Origin of the sequence: Kineococcus halophytocola, assembly GCF_041276425.1 — a bacterium.
Lineage (GTDB): Bacteria > Actinomycetota > Actinomycetes > Actinomycetales > Kineococcaceae > Kineococcus > Kineococcus halophytocola.
This window is the reverse complement of the sequence record NZ_JBGFTU010000001.1, coordinates 143,508-167,237: the sequence shown is the minus strand read 5'-3', so window position 1 is coordinate 167,237 and position 23,730 is coordinate 143,508. Positions and strand designations below refer to the sequence as shown.

General features: G+C 74.1%; 24 protein-coding genes. 7 read left to right on the top strand and 17 right to left on the bottom strand.

Annotated features, from left to right (window positions below; all coding sequences use genetic code 11):
* Positions 1-22: 22 nt before the first annotated feature.
* The 5 genes from AB2L27_RS00890 to AB2L27_RS00870 all read right to left on the bottom strand — a co-directional run bounded on the left by AB2L27_RS00890 (position 23) and on the right by AB2L27_RS00870 (position 3,691).
* The gene (locus AB2L27_RS00890; RefSeq protein ID WP_370439564.1) at positions 23-1,552 is read right to left on the bottom strand and encodes a hypothetical protein; all 1,530 of its coding nucleotides are present in this window, start codon (positions 1,550-1,552) and stop codon (positions 23-25) included.
* Positions 1,549-2,256: an ABC transporter ATP-binding protein gene (locus AB2L27_RS00885; RefSeq protein ID WP_370439563.1), complete on the bottom strand. Its 708-nt coding sequence runs from the start codon at positions 2,254-2,256 to the stop codon at positions 1,549-1,551. Before AB2L27_RS00885 ends, AB2L27_RS00890 begins: the two co-directional genes overlap by 4 nt.
* The gene (locus AB2L27_RS00880) at positions 2,253-2,807 is read right to left on the bottom strand and encodes a PadR family transcriptional regulator (RefSeq protein WP_370439562.1); all 555 of its coding nucleotides are present in this window, start codon (positions 2,805-2,807) and stop codon (positions 2,253-2,255) included. The genes AB2L27_RS00885 and AB2L27_RS00880 overlap by 4 nt, the downstream gene beginning before the upstream one ends.
* A 93-nt stretch (positions 2,808-2,900) precedes the next feature.
* Positions 2,901-3,332 carry a hypothetical protein gene (locus AB2L27_RS00875; RefSeq protein WP_370439561.1) on the bottom strand — a complete coding sequence of 144 codons (432 nt, stop codon included), beginning with the start codon at positions 3,330-3,332 and terminating at the stop codon, positions 2,901-2,903.
* Positions 3,329-3,691, bottom strand: a complete 363-nt coding sequence (locus AB2L27_RS00870; protein ID WP_370439560.1) for a hypothetical protein — start codon at positions 3,689-3,691, stop codon at positions 3,329-3,331. Before AB2L27_RS00870 ends, AB2L27_RS00875 begins: the two co-directional genes overlap by 4 nt.
* Before the next feature lie 58 nt (positions 3,692-3,749).
* On the opposite strand from AB2L27_RS00870, the gene AB2L27_RS00865 reads away from it, so the two are divergent.
* Positions 3,750-4,832, top strand: coding sequence for an alkene reductase (locus tag AB2L27_RS00865; protein WP_370439559.1), 1,083 nt, complete (start codon positions 3,750-3,752; stop codon positions 4,830-4,832).
* A 142-nt stretch (positions 4,833-4,974) separates the two neighbouring features.
* Positions 4,975-5,787 carry an Fpg/Nei family DNA glycosylase gene (locus AB2L27_RS00860; RefSeq protein WP_370439558.1) on the top strand — a complete coding sequence of 271 codons (813 nt, stop codon included), beginning with the start codon at positions 4,975-4,977 and terminating at the stop codon, positions 5,785-5,787.
* Between the two features lie 22 nt (positions 5,788-5,809).
* Here AB2L27_RS00860 and AB2L27_RS00855 read toward each other — a convergent pair whose 3' ends face one another.
* The 7 genes from AB2L27_RS00855 to AB2L27_RS00825 are packed head-to-tail and all read right to left on the bottom strand — an operon-like array spanning position 5,810 to position 14,453.
* Positions 5,810-6,898 carry a PDDEXK nuclease domain-containing protein gene (locus tag AB2L27_RS00855; protein WP_370439557.1) on the bottom strand — a complete coding sequence of 363 codons (1,089 nt, stop codon included), beginning with the start codon at positions 6,896-6,898 and terminating at the stop codon, positions 5,810-5,812.
* 51 nt (positions 6,899-6,949) lie between these two features.
* Positions 6,950-7,579 carry a GntR family transcriptional regulator gene (locus AB2L27_RS00850; RefSeq protein ID WP_370439556.1) on the bottom strand — a complete coding sequence of 210 codons (630 nt, stop codon included), beginning with the start codon at positions 7,577-7,579 and terminating at the stop codon, positions 6,950-6,952.
* Positions 7,580-7,581: 2 nt separating this feature from the next.
* On the bottom strand, positions 7,582-9,153 hold the full coding sequence (locus AB2L27_RS00845) for a dipeptide ABC transporter ATP-binding protein (protein WP_370439555.1): 1,572 nt from the start codon (positions 9,151-9,153) through the stop codon (positions 7,582-7,584).
* Complete coding sequence (locus AB2L27_RS00840) at positions 9,150-10,952, bottom strand: gamma-glutamyltransferase family protein (RefSeq protein ID WP_370439554.1); 1,803 nt, start codon at positions 10,950-10,952, stop codon at positions 9,150-9,152. The genes AB2L27_RS00845 and AB2L27_RS00840 overlap by 4 nt, the downstream gene beginning before the upstream one ends.
* On the bottom strand, positions 10,949-11,836 hold the full coding sequence (locus tag AB2L27_RS00835) for an ABC transporter permease (protein ID WP_370439553.1): 888 nt from the start codon (positions 11,834-11,836) through the stop codon (positions 10,949-10,951). Before AB2L27_RS00835 ends, AB2L27_RS00840 begins: the two co-directional genes overlap by 4 nt.
* Entirely contained in the window at positions 11,833-12,789 is a 957-nt protein-coding gene (locus AB2L27_RS00830) for an ABC transporter permease (RefSeq protein WP_370439552.1), read from the bottom strand. The genes AB2L27_RS00835 and AB2L27_RS00830 overlap by 4 nt, the downstream gene beginning before the upstream one ends.
* Positions 12,789-14,453: an ABC transporter substrate-binding protein gene (locus AB2L27_RS00825; protein ID WP_370439551.1), complete on the bottom strand. Its 1,665-nt coding sequence runs from the start codon at positions 14,451-14,453 to the stop codon at positions 12,789-12,791. Before AB2L27_RS00825 ends, AB2L27_RS00830 begins: the two co-directional genes overlap by 1 nt.
* Before the next feature lie 125 nt (positions 14,454-14,578).
* On the opposite strand from AB2L27_RS00825, the gene AB2L27_RS00820 reads away from it, so the two are divergent.
* A complete protein-coding gene (locus tag AB2L27_RS00820; protein WP_370439550.1) occupies positions 14,579-15,313 on the top strand; it encodes a DUF1275 family protein in 735 nt (244 codons plus the stop codon).
* A 9-nt stretch (positions 15,314-15,322) separates the two neighbouring features.
* On the opposite strand, the gene AB2L27_RS00815 is transcribed toward AB2L27_RS00820, so the two are convergent.
* The gene (locus AB2L27_RS00815) at positions 15,323-16,228 is read right to left on the bottom strand and encodes an SDR family NAD(P)-dependent oxidoreductase (RefSeq protein ID WP_370439549.1); all 906 of its coding nucleotides are present in this window, start codon (positions 16,226-16,228) and stop codon (positions 15,323-15,325) included.
* A 197-nt stretch (positions 16,229-16,425) separates the two neighbouring features.
* Here AB2L27_RS00815 and pgm point away from each other — a divergent pair, with 197 nt between their 5' ends.
* From pgm to AB2L27_RS00795, 4 genes are read left to right on the top strand one after another with little or no spacing between them, the layout of a single operon-like run.
* Complete coding sequence (pgm, locus tag AB2L27_RS00810; RefSeq protein WP_370439548.1) at positions 16,426-18,081, top strand: phosphoglucomutase (alpha-D-glucose-1,6-bisphosphate-dependent); 1,656 nt, start codon at positions 16,426-16,428, stop codon at positions 18,079-18,081.
* Positions 18,082-18,097: 16 nt separating this feature from the next.
* On the top strand, positions 18,098-18,460 hold the full coding sequence (locus tag AB2L27_RS00805) for an RNA-binding S4 domain-containing protein (protein ID WP_370439547.1): 363 nt from the start codon (positions 18,098-18,100) through the stop codon (positions 18,458-18,460).
* A complete protein-coding gene (locus AB2L27_RS00800) occupies positions 18,457-19,542 on the top strand; it encodes an oxygenase MpaB family protein (RefSeq protein WP_370439546.1) in 1,086 nt (361 codons plus the stop codon). Before AB2L27_RS00805 ends, AB2L27_RS00800 begins: the two co-directional genes overlap by 4 nt.
* Positions 19,539-20,504, top strand: a complete 966-nt coding sequence (locus AB2L27_RS00795; protein WP_370439545.1) for an adenosine deaminase — start codon at positions 19,539-19,541, stop codon at positions 20,502-20,504. The genes AB2L27_RS00800 and AB2L27_RS00795 overlap by 4 nt, the downstream gene beginning before the upstream one ends.
* A gap of 2 nt (positions 20,505-20,506) precedes the next feature.
* On the opposite strand, the gene AB2L27_RS00790 is transcribed toward AB2L27_RS00795, so the two are convergent.
* The 4 genes from AB2L27_RS00790 to AB2L27_RS00775 form a co-directional block, all read right to left on the bottom strand.
* Positions 20,507-21,994 (bottom strand): helix-turn-helix transcriptional regulator, encoded by a 1,488-nt coding sequence (locus AB2L27_RS00790; RefSeq protein ID WP_370439544.1) that lies wholly within the window; start codon positions 21,992-21,994, stop codon positions 20,507-20,509.
* Positions 21,995-22,049: 55 nt separating this feature from the next.
* Positions 22,050-22,196, bottom strand: a complete 147-nt coding sequence (locus tag AB2L27_RS00785) for a hypothetical protein (RefSeq protein ID WP_370439543.1) — start codon at positions 22,194-22,196, stop codon at positions 22,050-22,052.
* On the bottom strand, positions 22,163-22,474 hold the full coding sequence (locus tag AB2L27_RS00780) for a MerR family transcriptional regulator (protein WP_370439542.1): 312 nt from the start codon (positions 22,472-22,474) through the stop codon (positions 22,163-22,165). Before AB2L27_RS00780 ends, AB2L27_RS00785 begins: the two co-directional genes overlap by 34 nt.
* A gap of 145 nt (positions 22,475-22,619) precedes the next feature.
* A complete protein-coding gene (locus AB2L27_RS00775; protein WP_370439734.1) occupies positions 22,620-23,624 on the bottom strand; it encodes a dioxygenase family protein in 1,005 nt (334 codons plus the stop codon).
* Between the last annotated feature and the right edge of the window lie 106 nt (positions 23,625-23,730).

The following is a 23,730-nucleotide window of genomic DNA, read 5'->3' as shown; positions in this document are numbered from 1 at the left end:
CCAGGACACGGTGCGTTCCGGGTCAGGGGACCCGGAGGTTCTCCAGGGCCGCCGCCTGACGGACCCGGCCCGCGAGCAGACGGGCGAGGAGGTCGCAGGCCAGCGTCGTGACGAGCGCCACGACGACGACCACGACGGCGGGCAGCAGGACGTACGGGGACCAGCCGCCGTCCGCGGCGGAGGCGACCAACCCGAAGGTGTACGGGACGGCGGCGACGACGGTGCCGACGACCGTGGCGGGGACCGCCGTGCGCCGCAGGCGTAGCGCCTGGACGTGGACGAGGCGCCGAGTCTCCACCCCCAGGGCCGCGACGGACGCCACGGCCCGCCGGTTCCCCAGCAACTGGTCGGTGAGGCTCAGCAGGAGGGCCGCGACCGCGACGAGCGCGGCGACGACGCCCACGACGGCGGCCAGGGCGGACCCCGTCAGGTAGAAGGCGACGTCGGACCAGTCGGACCAGTCGGACCCGGCCTCGGCGCTGCGTTCCACCAGGACCTGGGCCGCCAGCGCCGTCTCGACGCCGAAGGACAGCCCGCACACGAACAGGACGCCGGCCGTCCCGGTGATGGCCGCGGTGCTGCCGCGGCGCTGGGCGTCGGTGAGCAGGTGCGCCGCGGTGTCCCGCCGCCACCACCTGCGCGGCGCGGACCGTGCCCGCTCCACCGGCACCGCAGCCCCGGCGGGGTCGACGCGGCGCGCCGCCGCGAACCGGGCCGCGGCCCCACCGGCGGCCAGGAGGAACAGGACGACGGTCAGGACGAGCAGGGCCGGGAACACCTGGTCGGACCGGGCCAGCGCGGGGGCGGCGACGACGAGCCCCACCCCGCCCAGGGCGCTGAGCAGGACGAAGGTCCGCGAGGGGACACCGGCACCGGCTCCGTCCCAGGTCAGCCGTTCGGCCCGGCGGAACCCCAGCACGGCCAGCACGCGCGCCCCCACCGCGAGGACCCCCACGACCGCGAGCCACACCAACGGCATGACCGGGTGCAGGGGCGGCAGCAGCCGTGACCCCGTGGGCAGCGCCCACCCCAGGACGAGCCACAGCAGCAGGTAGACCGGCCCGGCCAGCAGGCCCCCGCGCACGAACGCGGCGCGGGTGCGGGCGATGCGCAGGCGTCGCACGTCCGCCCAGGTGGCCCCGGCGAGCAGGAGCCGCCGGCTGCGGCGCTCGTCGACGACCCGCCCGACGCGGACGGCCTGCACGGCCAGGGCGAGGAAGGGCAGGACGAGCAGGACGGCCGCGATCGCGAACCCCGGGCGCAGGCCGGGTTCGGCCAGGAACGGGGCGAGTCCGCCGGAGGCCGTGACCATCTCCTCGGTGACCCGGGTCCCGTCCACCCTCGTCCAGACGGAGGTCCCGACGACGACGTCGTCGTGGACCGTCGCGGCCGAGGAGGCGATGAGCAGCGCCACCCCGACTCCCGCCGCGGCGGCCGCGGTGGCCCGGAACCGCACCCGGTCGGTCTGCGAGCGCACGGCCGTCATTGCCCGCACCGCGGCCGGCTGCAGCGAGGAGGCGGCGCGGCGACGGGTCGCGAGGTCCGCGCTCACCGCAGCACCGTCTCGCGCTCGACCCGGCCCTCGCGCAACCTGACCTCGCGGTCGGCCGTCGCCGCGACGAGGTTGTCGTGGGTGACGAGGACGACGGCGCCCCCGTCGCGGCGGGCGACCGCCAGCATGAGGTCGAGGGCGTCCGCCGCGGCGACGGCGTCCAGGCTCGCGACGGGTTCGTCGGCCAGCAGGAGCCTCGGGGAGGTGATGAGAGCCCGGGCGATGGCGGCGCGCTGGGCCTGCCCCCCGGACAGCTCCTCGGGCACGGCCTGCCCGGCCTGTTCCAGGCCGACCCGGGCCAGGGCGTCGCGGGCGGCGGTGCGGGAGGCGGCGAGGTCGCCGCCGTCGAGCAGCAGCGGGAGGGCGACGTTGTCCTCCAGCGTCATGTCCGGCACGAGCTGGCCGTACTGCAGGACGATGCCGACGCCCCGGCGGCGCAGGACGGCGCGCGCCGTCTCGTCGAGGTCGTGCAGGTCGGTGCCGAGGAGGTCGACGGAACCGGCCTGCGGGACGAGCAGCCCGGCCGCGACGTGCAGGAGCGTCGACTTGCCGCACCCGCTGGGTCCGGTGACGGCCACGACCTCACCGGGCTCCACGGTGAGCGAGACCTCGCGCAGCGCGGGGGTGCGGGAGTAGGCGTGGCTCACGGAGCGCAGCGCGAGGGCAGGGCCGGGACCGGTCGCGTCGTCGCGGGGCAGGTTCATCGGGGACCCTCCTGGTCGGGGTGCGGGGAACGGGTCTCGAGCGCTGCGGCGGCCTCGTCGAGCCAGCGCAGGTCGGCGTCGAGGTGCAGGGCGGCGTAGCGGCGGGCGAGGCGGGAACCGAGGTCGTCCTGGGCCCCGGAGCGGTCACCGGCCGCGAGCGCCCGGATGCGGCGCAGGTGCGCGGCGCGCTGGTCGTCGACGAAGGAGCTGGCCGGGCGGTCGGGGTCCCTCGTGCGCAGGGCGACGACGGCCTTGCGCACGAGGTCCTCCGTGCCGGCGACGGCGGGCGGGGCCGGCTCGGCCAGCCACTCCCGCAACCGCTGCCGGCCCGCGGCGGTGACCGCGTAGACGGTTCGTTCCGGCCCCCCCTCGGAGCGCGTCTCGACCACCTCGGCCAGACCGTCGCGGACCAGTCGCCCGAGCGTGGCGTACACCTGCCCGAAGGGCAGCGGCTTGGCGTCGGGGAACCACGCGTCGTACGACCCCTTGAGGTCGTACCCGTGCGCGGGCCCCGCCGACAGGAGCGCCAGGTGCAGCTCGGCGAGCGACATGATCGGCAACGTACACCACGTGTATGTACCGAGTGAGTAGTTTGCCGGGATCGACCCGCCGACGCGGTGGGGCGAGGTGAAGCGGTGCGGACGTCAGGCCGGGGGGCGCGCCGCCCGCGACTCCCGCCGCAGGTAGATCAGCCCGAGCACCGGCAGCACCAGGGGGATGAAGACGTACCCCGAGCCGTACCCCGACCACACCGTCGAGCGGGGGAAGGCCTGCGCGTCGGCGAGGCTGAGGGTGCCGACGGTCAGGACGCCCAGCAGCTCGACGCTGCACGCCACCCACGCCACGCGCCGCCAGCGCGGCCCGGACCGGCCCAGACCCACCGTCGCCAGCACGTACACGACCCCGGCGAGGGCCGAGAGCAGGTAGGCCAGGGGGGCCTCGTGGAAGTCGGTGGCGATCTGGACGCCCGCGCGCGAGACGGCGGCGATGGCGAAGACGGCGTACAGGGCGACGAGGACGCGCCCCAGCCCGGTCGTGCGCCCCGGCCGGCCCGGCGTCCGGTCCGGCGCGCTCACCGGGTCACCGCGAAGAGCAGGAAGGCCCGGTAGGCGATGACGAGGACGGCGAAGCAGGCGACGGCGAGCACGAGCGTGCTCGGCCGCGAGCGGTCCGCCAGCGCCCAGAACGTGCCGGCGGGCAGGATGAACGGGGCCACCACGAGGTAGGCGACGGACGTGGCGAGCTCGACGGGGCGGGTGCCGGTGGCCAGCGCCACGACGCCGTCGACGACGGTGGCGAGGACCGACAGCTCCACCACGGCTAGGCCGGTGAGCAGAGCCCGGCCGACGCGGCGGTCGCGGGCGACGGTGACGACGGCCCACCCGCCCAGGACCAGGCACAGCGCGCACGTGATCGCGACGAGGACACCGGACACGGGGGTGAACTCTACGGGGGCGGGAATCCGGACCGGAGTCCGGTTGTTGCAGGTGCACATGGATCTGTTCTCGCCCGTCGCCCTGGGCGACCTCACCCTGCCCAACCGCCTCGTGATGGCCCCCCTGACGCGCACCCGCGCGGACGCCGACGGCGTGCCGAACGACCTGCTCGTCGAGCACTACGCCCAGCGGGCCGGCACGGGCCTCATCGTCTCCGAGGGCACCTACCCCAGCCACGAGTCCCGTTCCTACCCCGGGCAGCCGGGTCTGGCGACGCCGGAGCAGCAGGAGGGGTGGCGCCGGGTCGCCGACGCCGTGCACGCCGCCGGCGGGCGCATCGTCATCCAGGTCATGCACGGTGGCCGCGTCTCACACACCGCCATCACCGGCACCGACCGCATCGTCGCCCCCAGCGCGATCGCCGTCTCCGGAGAGGTGCGCACTCCGCAGGGCAAGAAGCCGTACCCGGTCCCGCACGCGCTGACCGGCGCCGAGATCGACGACGTCGTCGCCGACCTCGTGGCCGCCTCCCGCCGCGCGGTGGACGCCGGCATCGACGGGGTCGAGATCCACAGCGCCAACGGCTACCTGCTCCACGAGTTCCTCGCCCCGGGCGCCAACCAGCGCACCGACGAGTACGGCGGGTCGCCGGAGAACCGCGCACGGCTCACCGCCCGCGTCGCCCGCGCCGTGGCCGCCGAGATCGGCGCCGGCCGCGTCGGCGTGCGCATCTCCCCCGCGCACAACATCCAGGACGCCTGGGAGAAGGACCCCGCCGACGTCGAGGCGACGTACACCCACCTCGTGGAGCAGCTGCAGCCGCTGGGCCTGGCGTACCTGAGCGTCCTGCACGCCGAACCCGCCGGCGAGTTCGTCCAGGGGCTGCGCAAGCGCTTCGGCGGCCCGCTCATGGTGAACACCGGTTTCGCCGAGGTGACGACGCGCGAGGAGGCGACGGGCTACCTCGCCGACGGGGTCGCCGACGTCGTGGCCGTGGGCCGTGCCGTCATGGCCAACCCGGACCTCCTCGCCCGCTGGCAGGGCGGGCACCCCGAGAACGTCCTCGACCCGACGACGTCCTACGGGACCGGACCCGAGGGGTACACCGACTACCCGTTCCTGCCGCAGACCCGCGCCTGACGCGCGTCGCGGCCCCCGGGGGTGGGCCTCGTTGCCTCCACGCGGTCGGTGATCGGCCTCGTGGAGGCAACGAGGACTCCCCCGCGCCGGGGTGGCAGCGGCCGGGGGGGCGGACGAGCGCGGGCTCGGTTAGGTTCCGCGGGTGCCCGAACTCCCCGAGGTCGAATCGGCCCGCCAGGTCGTCGAGGCGGGTGGTCTGCACCGCGAGATCGCCGATGTCGACGACAACGACACCTACGAGTGCCGTCCCCACAAGCCCGGCGACCTGCGCACCGCCCTCGTCGGCCGCGAGCTGACGGCGGCGCACCGGCAGGGCAAGTCGATGTGGTGCGACACCTCCGGCGACGGCCCGGCCCTCGGCATCCACCTCGGCATGAGCGGGCGCATCGTCATCACCTCCGCCGACGGTGAGCGGGTCGTCGGCGGTGACTACGAGGGCACGCCGAAGGTGCCGCGCGTGGCGAAGGACGAGTGGTACCGCTTCACGCTCACGTTCGCCGACGGTGGGACGCTGCGCCTGCTCGACAAGCGGCGCCTGGGCCGGGTGCGCCTGGACCCGGACCTGTCCGCCCTGGGCCCGGACGCCGAGCACGTCGGGCGCGAGGAGTTCCGCGAACGCGTCGGCCGCGGCACCGCCCCGCTCAAGGCCCGACTGCTGGACCAGTCGGTCGTCGCGGGCATCGGCAACCTGCTCGCCGACGAGGTGCTGTGGCGGGCCCACCTGGACCCGCGCACCCCCGCGGGTGAGCTGAGCACCGCCGAGCTCGACGAGCTGCGCCGGCAGTTGCGGGCCGGGATCCGGCACGCCGTCAAGCACGGCGGCGTCCACACCGGCGAGGTCATCCCGCACCGCACGTCCGGGGAGCACTGCCCGCGCTGCGGCGGAGCGATGGTGCGGGCGACGGTCGGTGGCCGGACGACGTGGTGGTGCTCGCAGGAGCAGGGCGCCGCCTGACCGCGTGCCGGGGTATCCCCGGTCAGTCGCCCGCCGCCGGCGTGGTGGGTGGGTCCAACGGGCGGTGCCCGCCACCGCCGAGAGCGGCGGTGAGGGTGTCGACGTCCGGCAACGCGGCGCGTTCCTCGGCGGGCAGGCGGTCGTACGTGTACCCGGCGACGGCCAGCGGCGCGGCCGAGCTGGTGAGGGCGTACCGCACGGCCTCGTTCTTCGGGGCCCGGGTGCAGAGCAGGATGCCGACGGTGGGGGCGTGCCGCTCCGGGCGGCGCAGCCGGTCGTCGACGAGGGCGACGTAGGCCCCGAGCTGGCCCGTGTAGGCCGGGGAGAAGGCACCGACCTTGAGCTCGACGACGACGTAGCGACACTGCTCGACCGCGAAGAGCAGCAGGTCGAGGACCATCTCGGAGTCGTCGACGTCGAAGCGGACCTGCCGCCCGACGAACGCCATGCCGTGGCCGAACTCGGTGAGCGTGTCCTGCAGGCGGTCCACGAGCGACTGCTCCAGGTCGCGTTCGGCCTTGGGCCGGGTCAGCGCCAGGTGCTCGAAGACGTACGGGTCGCGGGTCAGCTGCTGCGCCAGGTCGGAGTCCGGGGCGGGGAGCTGGGCGGCGAAGTTCGACGGCGCCTCCCCCTCGCGGCGGTGCAGCTCGGTGGCCAAGTGGTGCTGCAGGACATTGCGGGACCAGCCGTGCTGGACGGCGGCGGCGGCGTACCACGTGCGTAGATCGGTCCCGTCAAGACGGTCGAGCAGGAGCCGTACGTGTCCCCACGGGAGTTGTGCCACAGGTTGTGGCAGAAAGTCCGCCTCGGTGGGCCACGCCGCTGCCAGGGACCGCATGTAGTGCAGGTTGCGGACCGACCAACCCGTTTGCTCTGGGAAGGCGGCCCGCAGATCAGCGGCGAGCCGGGCGATGACCTTGGCCCCCCATCCGGCGGCCTGCTGCCGATCGAGCACGTCCCTCCCGACGGACCAGTACAGCCGCAGCAGCTCAGTGTTGGCGGCGCGAGCAGCGCGGACCTGGGTCGTCCGGACGCGGTGCTTCAACTGCTCGAGCAGCTCCCTGTAGCCGTCGGGGAGGTCGGAAGGGCACTGGGGGCGGTCTGCGGTCACGAAGCGCACCCTGCACGAGGGGTCCGACAGGAACTCAGCGCACACGACCGGCTACCGACGCGCGAACCCCCGCCGCGACGTCTCCACGTGCTTGACCATCGCCTTACCGGCCTTCGCCTCGTCCCCGGTGGCGATGGCGGTGACGATGCGGCGGTGCTCGGTCCACGCGCGGTGCCCCTGCTGCGGGACGGTCGTGGCGTAGGCCCACTGGATCTGCTCGCTGACCCGGCGCAGCACGAGGGTCATGCTGTGCGACCCCGACAACCGGGCGATCGTCCCGTGGAACCGGGAGTTCAGTTCCGCACCGAGCACCGGGTCGCCGGAGTCGAGCGCGGCGAACCCCGCCTCCACGATCTCCGCCAGCTCCTCGACGACGGCGCTCTCCCCCGCCGCGACCCGGCGGGCGCACCGGCTCGCGGTGATCTCCTCGATCACGCAGCGCACGGCGTACAGGTCGGCGAGGTCGTCGACGGGGACCTCGGCGACACGGGCGCCGGCGTTGGGGCGCAGCTCGACGAACCCCTCACCGGCCAGCGCGCGCAACGCCTCCCGGACCGGCACCCGGGAGGTGCCGTACCGGTCCACGAGGGCCGTCTCCGTCAGCCGCGTCCCCGGCGGGAAGAACCCGCCGAGGACGTCGCGCCGCAACTGCTCGGTGACCCGCTCCGCCGACGCCCCCACGCTCAGGCCGCCGCCCGGCCGGGGATGGCCGACAGCAGCTGGGCGGTGTACTCCTCGCGCGGGTGGTCGAACACGTCCCCGATCATGCCCTGTTCCACGACCCGCCCGGACCGCATCACCAGGACGCGGTGCGCCAGGTGCCGCGCGACGGCGAGGTCGTGCGTGATGAACAGGTACGTCAGGCCCAGGTCCTCCTGCAACTGCTCCAGCAGGTCGAGCACCTGCTGCTGCACGAGGACGTCCAGCGCGGACGTCGCCTCGTCCAGGACGACGACCTTCGGGTTCAGCGCCAGCGCCCGGGCGATGGCGACGCGCTGGCGCTGCCCGCCGGACAGCTCCACCGGACGACGCTGCGCGAGGGTCCGGCTCAGCGACACCTGGTCGAGCAGTTCCCCGACCCGCGCCTTGCGGGAACGGGCGTCGCCGACACGGGCGATGCGCAGGGGTTCGTCGATGAGGCGTTCGAGGGTCTTCGTCGGGTCCAGGGAACCGAACGGGTCCTGGAACACCGGCTGCACGTCGCGGCGGCCGCCGTCCACGGCGATCCGTCCGCTCGTGGGGTCCTCCAGCCCGAGGACGAGCCGGGCCGTCGTCGTCTTGCCCGACCCCGACTCCCCCACGACCGCTGTCGTCGTCCCGGCGGGCACGGTGAACGACACCCCGTCGACGGCCCGCAGCTTCTCGCGCTGGCCCCGGATCCGGTACTCCTTCACCAGGTCGCGCACGACGAGGACGTCCTCGCTCGTCCGTTCGGGCAGTTCGCGCGGCGCGGTGCGACCGGCCGTCGCGGGGGCCGCCGCCACGAGAGCGCGGGAGTAATCGGCGCTCGGCGCCCGCAGCACCCGCCCCGCCGGCCCGGTCTCCACGACCCGGCCCTCGGACATCACCACGACGTCGTCGCACCGGTCAGCGGCCAGGGCCAGGTCGTGCGTCACGAGCAGCAGCGAGGCCCCGCGCGCGGCGGTGAGCCGGTCGAGGTGGTCCAGGATCTGGCGCTGCACCGTGACGTCGAGCGCGGAGGTGGGTTCGTCGGCGATGAGCAGTTCCGGTTCGGCGGCCAACGCCATCGCGATGAGGACGCGCTGGCGCATCCCGCCGGAGAACTCGTGCGGGTACTGACGGGCGCGGCGGCCGGCGTCGGGGATGCCGGCCTCCTCCAGCAGTTCCACGGCCCGGTCCCGGGCGGCGGAACCCTTGGCCAGCCCGTGCATGGCGAGGGTTTCCGCGACCTGGCGCCCGACCCGGGCCGAGGGGTTGAGGTTCGACATCGGGTCCTGCGGGACGAGGCCGATCCGCCGGCCCCGCAGCCGCCGCAACCGGTTCTCGTCCCGGCCGCGCAACGCGGCGGTGATGTCGTCCCCGGCCACGACGACGCGCCCGCCGGTGATGCGCCCGGCGCCCTGGAGCAGACCCATCACGGCGGCGGCCGTGGTCGACTTCCCCGAACCCGACGCCCCGACGACGGCGACGCGGTGCCCGCGGCGGACCGTCACGTCGACCCCGTGCAGGACCGTGGTGGTGCCGTAGGCGACCTCGAGCCCCTCGACCTCCAGCAGGTTCGTCACGCCGTTCACCGCCCCACCGCGTAGCCCTGGGCGCCGCGGGAGTTCGCGGCGGCGTGCAGCACACCCGTCTCGGGGTCCCGGCCGGCGCAGGTCAACCGGCCCAGCGACCAGTCCCCCGAGCGGGTCACGACGTGCCCGCGCTCGGTCAGGCCGGCGATGACGTCGTCCCCGATCCGGCCCTCGACGACCGCGCCACCGGGCGTCCACGTCCGCGGCCAGAACGACCCGGGCATCGACGTCGTGTGCAGGGCGGGGGCGTCGATCGCCTGCTGCGGTTCGTACCCGCCGACGAGCGTGCGCAGCAGGTACATCAGTTGCCACTGGTCCTGCTGGTCCCCGCCAGGGGTGCCCACCGCCTCCACGGGAACCCCGTCGCGCAGCAGCAGGGTCGGGGTCAGCGTCGTGCGCGGACGTTCCCCCGGGCGCAGCGCCGAGGGCGAGTCCTCGTCCAGCCACGTCATCTGCAGGCGCGACCCCAGGCAGAAACCGAGGTCGGGAACGGCCGGGGACGACTGCAGCCAGCCGCCCGACGGCGTGGCCGACACGACGTTCCCCCACCGGTCCACGACGTCGACGTGGCAGGTGTCGCCGCGCGTGGTGCCCGTGCTCTCGACCGTGGGTTCGCCCACCGTCGGTTCTCCCACCCCGACCGCGGACGGGGCGTCGGTGCGCAGCGGCGGGACGTGCGGCGTCCGACCCCCCGGGGACCCCGGGCGGAACTCGTGTGAGGCGCGGTCGGTGATGAGCGCGCGGCGGGCCGCGGCGTACTCCTCCGAGAGCAGGTCGCGCAGGACGTCCGGGTCGGCCGCCGAGCCGTACCAGGCGTCCCGGTCGGCCAGGGCGAGCTTGAGCGCCTCCAGGACGGTGTGGGCGCCGCGGACGGTCGAGGGGTCGAGGTCGGCGTCGTCGAACCCGTCGAGGATGCGCAGCGCCTGCAGCAGCACCGGTCCCTGGCCGAACGGGCCGGTCTTGGCGACGGTCGTCCCGCGGAACTCGATCGTCGTCGCCTCCTCGTACCCGGCGGAGAACGCGGCCCAGTCGGAGGTCTCCAGGACGGCGGCGTGGTCGGTGCCGGAGGAGTGCCGGTGCGGGGTGCGCAGGAACTCCACGGCCTCACGGGCGACGAACCCCTCGCGCCACTCCCGGCGGAACGCCTCGATCCGCTCGACGCGCGAGCCGGCGTTCTTCCCCGCCTCGACCAGCCGCTCCAGCGTGCGCGCCCAGGCGGGGTTCGTGACGACGTCCCCGGCCTGCGGGATGCAACCCTGCGGCATCCACAGCGCCGCCGAACTCGGCCAGTGCTCGCGGAACAGGTCGGCCACCGAGGCGATGGTCGTCCCGACGCGGCCGACGACGGGGTGGCCGTCGCGGGCGTACCCGATGGCGGGGTCGAGGACGTCAGCCGGTTCCCACGTGCCGTGGTCGCGCAGCAGCACCATCCACGCGTCGACGGCGCCGGGGACGGCCGCCGCGAGCCCCCCCGCCCCGGGGACGGTGTCCAGGCCCTCGGCCCGGTAGTGCCCGATGGTCGCGGCCGCGGGCGCGGGGCCCTGGCCGTTGAGGACGACCGGGGTCGGGTCCTGCGCGGTGGCGAACACCCCCGTCATGTCGCCGCCGGGCCCGTTGAGGTGGGGTTCGACGACGTGCAGGACGAACGCGGCCGCGACGGCGGCGTCGAAGGCGTTCCCGCCGCGTTCCAGCACGGACTGCCCCGTCGCCGAGGCGAGCCAGTGGGTCGAGGCCGTCATGCCGAACGTGCCGCGCAGGGTGGGGCGGGTGGTGTTCTCGGTCGGGGGCGTGAAGCTCACCGGTGGTCTCCGCTCGGGTCGAGGGCGTCGCGCAGCGCGTCGCCGAAGAGGTTGAAGGCCAGGCACACGAGCACGATCGCCAGGCCCGGGAAGAGCGCCGCCGTCGGCGCGCGGAAGATGTACTGCTGCGCGTCGGACAGCATGATGCCCAGGCTCGGGGTGGGCGGCTGGATGCCCAGGCCGAGGAAGGACAGCAGCGCCTCGCCGATGACGACGGCCGGCACGATCACCGTGGCCTGCACGACGATCGAGGGCACGGCGTTGGGCAGCACGTGGGTGGCGAGGATGCGGACCCCGGAGGCGTCCATCGTCGTGGCGGCCAGGACGTACTCCGCGCCCCGCAGCCGCAGCGTCTCGGCCCGCACCACGCGGATCACCTGTGGCACGTGGGCGATGCCGAGGGCGATCGCCGCGTTGCCCAGGCTCGCCCCGCGGATCGCGGCCAGGCCGACGGCCAGGACGAGGAACGGGAACGCCAGCACGACGTCGGTCACGCGGGACACCACGACGTCCAGCCCGCGCCAGTACCCGGCGGCCAGGCCGAGCGGCGTCCCCACGACGACCGAGAGCACGACGGCCAGCAGCGCCACCTGCAGCGAGGCCCGCAGGCCGAAGAGGATGCGGGACAGCACGTCGCGGCCGAGGTCGTCGGTGCCGAGCCAGAACCCGACCGTGCGGGGGACCTGGAACGGCGTCTCGAAGTGGACCTGGGTCGGCGGGTACGGCGCGAGGACCGGTGCCAGCAGCGCGGCGAGGACGACGAGGGCGGCGAGCACCATCCCCACGACGCCGGCGGGGTTGCGCAGCATGCGCCGCAGGACGAGCCCGCGGCTGGACCCGAGGTCCACCTCGAGCCGGTCGGCGGCCTGGACGGTCTGGCTCATCGGGCACCTCCGGCGACGCGGATGCGAGGATCGAGGACGGTGTAGAGCAGGTCGACCACCAGGTTGATGACGACGTAGGCGAGCGTCACGACGAGCACGACGCCCTCGATGACGGGGTAGTCGCGGCTGAACACCGAGTCCAGCGTCAGCTTCCCGAACCCGGGCAGGCCGAAGATGCGCTCGGTGACGACGGCCCCGGAGATCAGCCCGCCGAGCTGCAGCCCCACGAGCGTCACGACGACGACGAGGGAGTTGCGCAGCGCGAACCGCAGCACGACGGCCGAACGCGACGCGCCCTTGGCGCGGGCGGTGCGGACGTAGTCGGCCGAGAGGTTCTGCAGCATCGAGGCGCGGGTCTGGCGCATGACGACCGCGGCGATGCCCGCGCCGAGGATGACGGCCGGCAACGTCAGGTGGTGCAGGGCGCGCAGGGGGTCCTCCCCCGGGGAGACGTACCCGGAGGCGGGGAACCAGCCGGTGCCGACGGCGAGGTAGAGGATGGCCAGCAGCCCCAGCCAGAAGCTCGGGACCGACAACCCCAGCAGCGACAGCCCGTTGACCCCGGCCTCGGCCCAGGTGCCGCGCCGGACGGCGGCGACGACGCCCATCGCCAGGCCGAACACGACGGCGAACAGCATGGCGTAGACGGACAGCCAGACCGTGACCGGCAGCGTCGCCCCGATGAGGTCGGTGACCGGGGTCCCGGTGCGGACGGAGTTCCCGAGGTCGCCCCGCAGCGCGTTCGTGAGGAACGTCCAGTACTGGACCCAGACCGGCTGGTCCAGGCCGAGGTCGGCGCGCACGGCGGCCAGCGCCTCGGGTGTCGCCTCCTCCCCGGCCACGGCCAGCGCGGGGTCACCGGGCAGGGCGCGGACCCCGGCGAAGACGACCATCGAGGCGAGCACGAGCGTCACGACGCTCTGGCCCAGCCGGGACAGCAGGAAACGTCCCATCACTCACTCTCCTGGAGGAAGGCGGCGCGCCCGAGGCGGACGACACCGTCGGCGTAGGTCTCGACCCCGGCGACGGCGTCCGCACCGGAGCTCACGTACCCGGTGATGCTGCGCACGCGGTACAGGTAGACGATCGGGTTGTCCCGCTGCACGATCGTGACGACCTGACCGTAGAGGTCGGCGCGCGTCGCGGGGTCGGTGCTGCGCGCGGCCTGCTTCAGCAGCGCGTCGACCTCGGGGTCCGAGTAGCCCGAGTAGTTGTTCCCCGCGCCCGTGGTGAGGAAGTTCGAGGCGTTCCCGTGGGGGTCGACGCGGCCGGACCAGCCGAGCTGGACGGCTTCGAAGGCACCGGAGGACTGCTGGTCGAGCAGCGTGGAGTACTCGACCGGTTCGATGTCGAGGGCGAAGCCCGCCTCCTGCACGCTGGCCTGCAACGCCTGGGAGAACCGCAGGGTGTCGGCGGTGTTCGAGGCCGAGACCCGGATCCGGTAGGGCAGCTCCACCCCGGCCTCGGTGAGCAGCTGCCGGGCACGTTCGGGGTCGTGCGGCGGGCAGGCGTCGGAGGCCCCGGTGGAGTAGGTGCTGTCCGGGGAGACGAACGAGCACGCCGGTTCGTACCAGTCGTTGAACACCGAGTTCACCAGCGCCTCGCGGTCGACGGCCAGGGAGAACGCCTCGCGGATGCGGGGATCGGTCGCCAGCGGGGTGTCGATGCGGCCCGGGGGTTTCCCGACGCCGTCGGTGTTGCCGAGGTTGAAGGTGACGCCCTGGTAGCCGAACGAGCCGGTCTGCAGCAGGCCGATGCCCTTCTCCTGCGCCAGGGCGGCGACGTCCTGGGGGGACAGGGTGTCGGCGACCTGGACGTCCCCGGAGCGCAGGTTCGCGGCCCGGATGTTGGCGTCCGTCATGATCCGGTACGTGATCGAATCGAGGTGGACCTCGTCGGCCGCGTAGTACTCCGGGTCCCGCTCGACGGTGATCGACGTCTGCGGCACGCGGTCCACGAACTTCATGGGCCCCACGCACGTCGGGTGGTCCCCGAAGTCGGTGCCGAGCTCGGCCAGGGCCGTCGGGGACATGACCATCCCGGCGCGGTCGGCGAGGGAGGCGGTGAGCGGGGCGAACGGCGTGGCGTAGCGGACGACGACGGTCGAGGGATCAGCCGCCTCGACGGTGTCGACGGGCCCGAGTTCGCTCTTGCGGGTGCTCGTCTCGAGGGTGAGGTTCCGTTCGAGCGTGGTGACGACGGCTGCCGCGTCGAGCGGGGTGCCGTCGGCGAACCGGACGCCGGAGCGGACGGGGATCGTCACGGTGAGCCCGTCCGGGGACGTCGTCGGCAGCGCGGCGGCGAGCTGGGGGACGAGGTTCCCCTCGGCGTCGATGTCGTAGAGCTTCTCGCAGATCGCGTTCATCACGTAGCGCGTGTAGAGCGAGGACGACGTGGTGGGGTCGAGCCGGTCGGGTTCGGCCGACAGGGCCATGACGAGGTCCCCGCCGTCGCGGACGGGCCGGTCCCCGATGGCGACGCCGGTGACGTCCTCGCGCTCGGGCGCCTGACCGACGGGTTGCACGGGCACGCAGGCCGCCAGGCCCAGGACCGGGACGGTGAGGGCGGCGGGCAGCAGACGGGGCAGGAGACGGAGCAGTGCTGGTCGAGCAGTCATCGCGAACCTCTCGCAGGTCGGACTCAGCAGCCGAACGTATACAATTCGAGCACCGTACTCTTCCTGTGTTTCCCCGGTGTTTCACGAGGCACCCGGGTTCGGAACCCGCCGAGCAGGAGAACGCGATGCCCCCCGAGAAGACCGCCGGACCGCCCACCACGACGACCGGCTCCGGCCCGCGTCGGACGTCCTGGCACCTGGCGCTGATGCTCGTGCTGACGTTCTCGACCGGGATCGTCGACGCCGTCGGTTACCTCGGCCTGGACCGCGTCTTCACGGCCAACATGACGGGCAACGTCGTCATCCTCGGGATGGCGCTCACCGGCTCCGAGGACCTGCCGATCCTGGGCCCCGTGCTCGCGCTGCTCGGCTTCCTCGCCGGGGCCGCGCTCGTGGGCCGCGTGCTGCGCAAGGCCGCGACGGGGTGGACGACCGCCTCGACCTGGGTGTTCGTCGTCGTGGGGGTCGTGCTCGCCGGTCTGGCCGTGGCCACCTCCCAGATGCCGGACCTGCCGGTGCCGCAGGGCACGACCCCGCCGCCCTCGGCCCTGACCGTGACGACCGTGCTCGGCGTGGCGATGGGCGGGCAGGCCGCCGCCGCGCGGCGGCTCGCCGTCAAGGACGTCACGACCGTCGTCGTCACGTCGACGCTGACGGGACTGGCGGCCGACTCCCGGCTCGCCGGCGGCACCGGGGAGGGCTGGCGCCGCCGGCTGGGCGCCGTCCTGCTCATCCTGGCGGGGGCCGCGGCGGGGGCGGCCCTGCTGCGCTGGCACGTCGGCGCCGGTCTCGGCGTCGCGGCCGGCATCTCCCTCCTCGCCGCCGTCCTGGGCCACCTGCGGGCGCACGCCACCCGCTGAGCGCCTGGCCTACACGGGGAAGCGCACCCCGGTCAGCTCCTCGGAGACCGTCCACAGCCGCTGCTGGACGTCCAGGTCGTGCGACTGCGGGCTGGAGGCGACCTGCCGGGGCAGCCCGCGGGACTCCCCCGGACCGCCGGGGCCGAAGTACTGCCCGCCCAGCACGGCCGGGTCCGTCGCCGCCCGCAGCGTCGGCAGCGCGCCCCTCTCGGCCGACTGCGTCAGCAGCGAGCCGAGCCGGTCCATCACCGCACGGACCGGTGCCGGCGAGTTGCGGACCAGCTCGGTGTTCGAGACCCCGGGGTGGGCCGCCACCGCGACGGTGCCCGCCCCGCGCACGGCGAGCCGACGCTGCAGCTCGTAGGTGAACAGCAGGTTCGCCAGCTTGGACTGCCCGTAGGCGCCGACGCGGGAGTAGGACCGCTCCCACTGCAGGTCGTCGAAGTGGATCGCGGCGCGGATGCGGTGGGCGATGCTGCTGACCGTCACCACGCGCGAGCCGGCCACGGGCAGCAGGGCGTCGAGCAGCAGACCGGTGAACGCGAAGTGCCCCAGGTGGTTCGTGCCGAACTGCCGCTCGAAGCCGTCCTGCGTCGTCTCCCTCGGCGTGTACATGACCCCGGCGTTGTTGATCAGCAGGTCCACGCGGGGGTGCTCCTCCCGCAGCGCCTGCGCCGCCTCGCGGACCGACGTCAGCGAGGACAGGTCCAGGCGCTGGACCGAGACGTCCCCCGCCATGCGCTCCGCGGCCGCGGTCCCCTTCCCGACGTCGCGCACCGCCAGCACCACCGTCGCCCCGCGCGCGGCGAGGACCTTCGCGGTCTCGAAGCCGAGACCGGTGTTGGCGCCGGTGACGACCGCCACCCGGCCGTGCTGGTCGGGCACGTCGCCCGCCGTCCACCGCGTGCTGCTCATGCGTCCTCCTGCCTCCGGCGCACCGGCGGTCGGTGCGGTCCTGCGGCCGATCATGCGCCTGCGGCGGGGCAGGTGCGTTCCGAGCCGCCGGCTCACCGCGGGCGGGGGCGGTGGCGGGGCCGGCGCGGGCGGTGCAGCATCATCGGCACGACAGGTGCGAGCCAGACCAGCCGGAGCCCAGGAGTGACGAGGAAGCCATGACGAACCCCCGCGCAGGACAGCACGCCCAGCCCTCGGACCTCATCGACGTCTCGCACGTCGTCACGGCCTACTACGCGACGAAGCCCGACCCGTCCGACGTGGGCCAGCGCGTCGCGTTCGGCACCTCCGGGCACCGCGGTTCCAGCCTCGACGCCGCCTTCAACGAGGACCACATCCTCGCCACGACGCAGGCGATCGTGGACTACCGCCGCGAGCAGGGGTACGACGGCCCGCTGTTCCTCGGCCGCGACACGCACGCCCTGTCCGAGCCGGCGTGGGTGTCCGCGCTGGAGGTCCTCGGCGCGAACGACGTCACCGTCCTCGTCGACGACCGGGACTCCTGGACGCCGACCCCGGCGGTCTCGCACGCGATCCTCGCCGCCAACCGCGAGGGCCGCACGATCCGCACGACCGGGTCCGGTCTGGCCGACGGCATCGTCGTCACCCCCTCGCACAACCCGCCGCGCGACGGCGGGTTCAAGTACAACCCGCCGAACGGCGGCCCGGCCGACACCGACGCGACCGGCTGGATCGCGGCCAAGGCCAACGCCTACCTCGAGGCCGGGCTCGACGGCGTCCGCCGCGTCCCGTTCTCGAAGGCCCGCGCCGCCGCGCAGGGCTACGACTTCCTCGGCACCTACGTCGACGACCTGCCGAACGTCCTGGACATCGACGCGATCCGCGACGCCGGCATCCGCATCGGTGCCGACCCCCTCGGCGGGGCGAGCGTGGAGTTCTGGCAGGCGATCGCCGACCGGCACCGCCTGGACCTGACGGTCGTGAACCCGCTGGTGGACCCGACGTGGCGGTTCATGACGCTGGACTGGGACGGCAAGATCCGGATGGACTGCTCCTCCCCCTCGGCGATGCACTCCCTCATCGACCGGCGCTCGGAGTTCCAGATCGCCACCGGCAACGACGCCGACTCCGACCGGCACGGCATCGTCACCCCCGACGCGGGGCTGATGAACCCCAACCACTACCTCGCCGTCGCCATCCAGTACCTGTTCTCCACGCGGAAGGACTGGCCGGCGGGCGCCGCCATCGGCAAGACGCTGGTGTCCAGCTCGATGATCGACCGCGTCGCGGAGTCGCTGGGCCGCACGCTGCTGGAGGTCCCCGTCGGGTTCAAGTGGTTCGTCCCGGGCCTGCTGGACGCCTCCGTCGGGTTCGGCGGTGAGGAGTCGGCCGGGGCCTCGTTCCTGCGCAAGGACGGCTCGGTCTGGAGCACCGACAAGGACGGCATCCTGCTGGCCCTGCTCGCCTCGGAGATCACCGCGGTCACCGGCCGCACCCCGAGCGAGCACTACGGCGACCTCGTCGAGCGGTTCGGCCGCCCGCAGTACGTCCGCTCCGACGCCGCCGCGACGCGCGAGCAGAAGGCCACGCTGTCGAAGCTGTCGGCCGACCAGGTCTCGGCGACGGAACTGGCCGGGGAACCCATCGTGAGCAAGCTCACCGAGGCACCGGGCAACGGCGCGAAGATCGGGGGTCTGAAGGTCGTGACGGAGTCGGCGTGGTTCGCCGCCCGCCCGTCCGGCACCGAGGACGTCTACAAGATCTACGCCGAGTCCTTCAAGGGTGCCGACCACCTGCGCCACGTCCAGCACGAGGCGCAGGAACTGGTCGACGGGGTCCTGTCCGGGAAGTAGCGGTTCGAGGAGACGCATGACGAGGATCGACGCGTGGACGTGGGCGGTCAGGCTCTACAAGAGCCGGTCCGTCGCGTCCGCCGCGGTGAAGGCGGGACACGTCCGCGTGAACGACGAACGGGCGAAACCCGCGACGAGCGTCCACGTCGGGGACGTCGTCCGCATCCGGGCCGAGGGGTACGAGAAGGTCTTCGAGGTGGTCCAGTTGCTGGACAAGCGCGTGGGTGCTCCCCTGGCCCGGGCGGCGTACGTGGACCACTCCCCGCCCCCACCGCCCAAGGACGAGTTCTTCGGCGCGTTCGGTGTCCGCGACCGCGGCGCCGGGCGGCCGACGAAGCGCGACCGCCGCGAGATGGACGACCTGCGAGGACGACGGTGACGACCCGGGACCTGCCCACCCTGGACCAGTTGACAGCCGCCCAGCGACGCGGCGACGCGCTCGCGGACGCCCTGGCCGACGCGGTGCACGACGACCCCGCGGTCCGCGGGGAGTTCGCCCAGGCGTTGCGGGAGGGCTCGTCCACGGCGGCGCACCCGGCGGTCCGGGCGTTCGTCGCCGAGCAGGAGCGCGTGGCGGCCGCGGGCGAGGCGGACCTGCTGGCGGCCGGGGCCCGCGCGACCTTCACGGCGCCGCTGGCGGTCCACGTGTTCGACGTGGGCGCGGGGGCGCTCATCAGCTCCTACCGGCCGCCGGGACCGGCCGCCGTCCTCACCGGCACCGGCCGCCTCGTGCACGGCACCCAGCACCGGCTGACCGAGACGGCGCGCTGGCTGTCCGCAGCCTCCCTGCCCGGTGGGCTCGTCCGCGGCGCCGAGGGCTGGGTCATGACGGCCTGGGTCCGCCTGGGGCACGCGGTGGCCCGCCGTGACGTCCAGCGGGCCTCGGCGTCCCCCGACGGGGTCGTCCCGATCAGCCAGATGGACTCGGTGCGGACGTGGCTGGACTTCACCGTCGTCGCACCGCGCTCCGCGCACCGGCTGGGGTTCGCCGTCACCGACGCCGAGTACGCGCAGTTCCTCACCTACTGGCGGTTCCTCGGCGGACTGCTGGGGGTCGAACCCGCCCTGATCACCGGCGCCGTCGACCGGCGCTCGGCCGCCGAACTCCTGCGCCGCGTCGACGCGCTCACCGGCCCGCCCTCGGAGGACTCCCGCCTGCTCACCGAGGCCGGGATCGAGGCCCTCGCCGGTGGCCTGCGCGACCTCGTCCGCGTCCCGCTCGGGCCGGGGCGCCTCGCGGCCCGCACCGTGGCCCGCCACCTCCAGGGCCCGGACCTCGGCCGGGCACTGGGGCTGGGCGACCCCGCCCCGCAGGACCGACTGGTCCCGCTGGCGGCGGCCGTGAACCGGGTGGGCCTGTCGGTGCTGCGCCGCTCGGACCGGGTCTGGAACGCGGTCGTCGACCTGAACATCTGGACGAACCGCCGGTTCCTGCGCGAGAGCGCCGAGCTCGTCGCGTGACCGGACGGACGAGGGTGGAGGACCTGCCCAAGGCGGAGCTGCACGTCCACCTCGAGGGGACGCTGGAGGCCGACCACCTCCTCGACCTCGCCCGCAAGCACGACGTCGCGCTGCCGTGGCGGAGCGTCGAGGAGGTGCGCGCGGCGTACGCGTTCACCGACCTGCAGTCCTTCCTCGACGTGTTCTTCGTCGGCTGCCGGGTGCTGCGGGAGCGGGGCGACTTCGCCGACCTCACCCACCGCTACCTGGTGCGTGCCGCCGCCGACGGCGTGGTCCGGGCGGAGGTGTTCTTCGGGGTGCAGACGTTCCTGGCCCTCGGGGTCCCCCTCGCCGACCAGCTCGACGGGATCTTCGAGGGGTTCGACCGGGCCCGGGCCGAGACGGGCATCGACGCCGCGCTCATCACCTCCGCGCAGCGGCACCGCACCGAGGACGACGCCCTGGCGATGGTCGACGCCGTCATGCCGTGGGCGGATCGGATCGTCGGGTTCGGGCTGGGGTCAACGGAACTCGGGAACCCGCCGTCGGGGTTCGCGCGGTACGTCGCGACGGTCCGGGACCGAGGTTTCCGCGCCACCGCCCACGCCGGGGAGGAGGGTGGCCCCGACTACGTGCGCGAGGCCCTGGACGTCGGCGTCGAACGGATCGACCACGGCGTCCGGTCCGTGGAGGACCCCGACCTGGTGGCCCGGCTGGCTCGCGAGCAGGTGCCGCTCACGGTCTGCCCGCTGTCGAACCAGCGGCTGCAGGTGACGCCCGACCTGCGGACCCACCCGCTGCGGGAACTCCTCGACGCCGGCGTCCTCGTCACCGTGAACTCCGACGACCCCAGCTACTTCGGCGGCTACGTCGCGGACAACTACCGCGCCGTGCGCGACGCCCTCGACCTCACCGACGACGAGCTGGAACGCCTGGCGCGCAACAGCCTCAGCGCGACCTGGGCGGGTCCGCCGGAGGCGTGACCTCAGGTCGACCGGACCCGGACGCCGGGTGCCCGCAGGACCCGGACCAGGAGGACCGCGGTCAGGACGGGTGCTCCGAGAGGAGCGACGACCACCAGCGGCAGAGCGACCGTCCAGGCCGCGACGGAACCGATGAGCACGACCAGGGCCCACCGCGACCACCACCGGCCGGGCAGGCGCTCCCTGACCACGGACACGACCGCCAGCGCGGCCAACAGCGCGGCGAGGAACAGCGGCGCGAGCGGTCCGTCCGGACCCTGCAACCGCGCGAAGCACGTCAACGCCAGCGCCCCCACGACGGCTGCCGTGACACGGTTCACGCACCGCCCCCACTGCCGGGCGGCGAGCACGCCTCCCGCGAGGACCCCTGGGATCGCCGCCAGGGTTCCCGCCGCCCACCCCAGGTTCACGCCGGGCAGTCCGAGGACTCCGGCGAACGACGTGGCCGGGCCACCGAGGAAGACGTGCAACGCGCTCGGCACCCCCAGCAGCACGCCGAGCGCGCTGAGGGCGGCGACCCGACGGCGCAACGCCGGGGTCAGCGGTGGAGGACCCCCGCGGGGACCGGGTGCGGCCGCCGTGGACGTCAAGAACACCGGGGTCGCGTCGGGCCGCTCCGGGAACCTGGTGCGGGGACGGCGCACGACGAGGCTCGTCACCAGCAGGACGACCGCGGTGACGGCCCCCGGGCCGGGGGTCACGGACGCGACGCCGAGGGCGACCGCCGAGAACAGGGCGCACGCGACGACCACGGGACCTCGCAGTCCCGGCGGCCGCACGCCCCGCAGCACCCCGTTCCACACCGGGGTGAGGGCGGCTGCGCCGAGCACGAGAGCCACCACCAGGAGCACGGGGAACGCTGCGCTGGAGGTGGTCGGCGGCAGGCCGGCACCAGCACGGTCGAAACCCACGCTCCACGACAGGGCCGCGAGGGCCGCCGCCGCCCACGCCGCGACGGCCAGCAGACCAGCACCGACCGTGCCGGCCACCCCGACGACACCGCCGTGGCGCAGCAACGCCAGGGCGCTCAACGACACCAGCGCCGGCGCGAACCCCGCCGTCGCGACGTGGGCGATCGAGGTCGCCACCGCGGGGGCGGATCCGGTCGCACCGTCCGCGAGCGCCCACGTCCCGGCGAAACCCAGCACGAAGCACGCCAACCCCGCCACGGCGAACCCCACCGCGCTCGACGGGGTGAACCGCTCGGCCAGTCCGTGCAGGCGCTCGGCCTCGCCCGCCAGGGCGCGGCGCCCCCCGTCGGTGATGTCGTACGTGCGGCGGGCCCGGCCGTCCACCACGCCCTCCGCGACGACCCGGACCAACCCGTCCTGCTGCAACCGTTCCAACGTCGCGTAGAGGGTGGTCACCCGCAGCATCGGTCCCCCGTCGCTGAGGTCCTCGACGGAACGCAGGATGGCGTACCCGTGCAGGGGCTCGCGCGCCAGAGCGGTCAGGACCCAGAACGCGGACTCGCTCAACGACGGGCTCACACCGGGGACATTCCCACAGCGGGACCATCCCCGGTGCTCGATCAGCCCGATCCGTTCACCGCGACCTGGACGGGTCCGCCCGCCACGCCCTGACCTCGGCGAGGGTGAGGACGGGCCCGGCGGCACCGAAGGCGATCCGCGCGTCCTTCTCCCCCGGCTTCCCGCTGGTCAGCAGGTACCCGGGGTGGCGGTTCGTCGGCACCTCCACCATCCAGCCCTCGCGGGAGGCCTCGCGGCGCGGCGGGCGGGCGCCGACGGGTCGGCGCGGTAGGCCTGACCGGCGCGGACGACGTCGTCGAGCGTGTCCCGCGTCACCGTCAGCTCCACGAGCTGGGCCTGCACCCGTTCGCGCTCGGTCAGCAGCTGGTCCTGCTCCCCGTCGGTCAGCACTCCGTGGTCCGTGCCCGGCAGGATCCGCAGGACGGCCTTGCTGCCGAGCCCGGCGGCGTGGAGGTCCTGGATGAACCGGACCCGGTCCACCGCGGGGTCGGGTAGTGGCGCTGCCCGCCCAGGCTGCGCTCGGGGTGCAGCAGCCCCCGCTCCTCGCATTACCGCACCACCCGGACGGTGATCCCCTCCCGTCGACCCGGAAGTGGTGCTGTTCGGTCGACGGACGTGGTTGTCCTCAGGCCGAGGTGGGCCGGTCCGCCGGCATGCCAGTCGGCATCCCGCCGGGTGCCCCCGAGGGTGGGGTGCCGCCCGTGCCACCGCCACCACCACCGCCGCCCGCGGGGGCCGCGCCGGCGGTGGGGGTGGTGGAGGTGTCGACGCCGACGGTCAAGGAGACCTGGTAGCCGCTGGTGGTGTCGCCGGTGACGGTGGCCAGCTGGCTGGCGCCGGAGTCGTCGCTGAAGACGTTGTCGCTGGCCAGGGTGACCCCGGCGAGGTTGGTGATGGACTGTTCGTAGCCGGTGGTGGCGTAGACGGTGTCGCAGACCTCTTCGGGCAGGGCGACCTGGGACGTGGCGATGGCGTTGGTGGCGTCGGTGATGTCGTCCAGGGAGGGGTAGACCTCGAAGTGGATGTGCGGCCAGCGTCCGGAGTAGCAGGCGGGGAAGATGCTGGTGAAGGTGACCTTGCCGTCGGCGTCGGCGGACTGGACCCCGCGCAGGTAGTTCTCATCGGTGATGCCGTTGGAGTACAGGGAGTAGTTCCCGTCGCGGTCGCAGTGCCAGACGTAGACCGCGGCTCCCTCCATGGGGGAGTCGTCCTCGACCATGTCCACGATGCTGAGGGTGAGGGTCATGGGGATGCCGGCGGCGGTGGTGGTGGAGCTGCCGAAGCTGGAGGTGATGTCGGAGCGGACGACACCGGACTGGGTCAGGACGTTGACGCCGTTGGAGCCGTCGCCGGGGTAGGGGCCGGCGGTCTCGTCGGGGATCTCGCTCAGGGCGCTGGACGAGCTCGTCGTGCTGCTGCTGGTGGAGGAACCGGCGGTGTCGCCCTCGCCGCAGGCGGCCAGAGCGAGGCCGGCGGCGCCGAGGCCGAGGACGGACAGCACCCGTCGGCGGTTCAGCATCGTGGTGATGTCGAAGGCCAGGCCCTGGTCGTCGACGTCCTCGCCCTGACGGGGAAGGACTCGACCCTCGTAGGTGCGCACCGCGGCGTCGCGAGACGTGCCGAGGTGCATCACGCCGGTGCCGTGGTCGGGGACGGGATTGCGATCGTGCTGGGCCATGGTGGTCCTTCCTGCGGGATTGACGTCGTCACCATCGGAGGCCCACTGAGGAACTTGA

Bases quoted from the DNA above. Each gene is read 5' to 3' on its own strand.
- AB2L27_RS00885 (WP_370439563.1), bottom strand. From the start codon at position 2,256: ATGAACCTGCCCCGCGACGACGCGACCGGTCCCGGCCCTGCCCTCGCG.
- AB2L27_RS00880 (WP_370439562.1), bottom strand. From the start codon at position 2,807: ATGTCGCTCGCCGAGCTGCACCTGGCGCTCCTGTCGGCGGGGCCCGCG.
- AB2L27_RS00865 (WP_370439559.1), top strand. From the start codon at position 3,750: ATGGATCTGTTCTCGCCCGTCGCCCTGGGCGACCTCACCCTGCCCAAC.
- AB2L27_RS00835 (WP_370439553.1), bottom strand. From the start codon at position 11,836: ATGAGCCAGACCGTCCAGGCCGCCGACCGGCTCGAGGTGGACCTCGGG.
- AB2L27_RS00830 (WP_370439552.1), bottom strand. From the start codon at position 12,789: ATGGGACGTTTCCTGCTGTCCCGGCTGGGCCAGAGCGTCGTGACGCTC.
- AB2L27_RS00825 (WP_370439551.1), bottom strand. From the start codon at position 14,453: ATGACTGCTCGACCAGCACTGCTCCGTCTCCTGCCCCGTCTGCTGCCC.
- AB2L27_RS00820 (WP_370439550.1), top strand. From the start codon at position 14,579: ATGCCCCCCGAGAAGACCGCCGGACCGCCCACCACGACGACCGGCTCC.
- AB2L27_RS00815 (WP_370439549.1), bottom strand. From the start codon at position 16,228: ATGAGCAGCACGCGGTGGACGGCGGGCGACGTGCCCGACCAGCACGGC.
- pgm (WP_370439548.1), top strand. From the start codon at position 16,426: ATGACGAACCCCCGCGCAGGACAGCACGCCCAGCCCTCGGACCTCATC.
- AB2L27_RS00805 (WP_370439547.1), top strand. From the start codon at position 18,098: ATGACGAGGATCGACGCGTGGACGTGGGCGGTCAGGCTCTACAAGAGC.
- AB2L27_RS00775 (WP_370439734.1), bottom strand. From the start codon at position 23,624: ATGCACCTCGGCACGTCTCGCGACGCCGCGGTGCGCACCTACGAGGGT.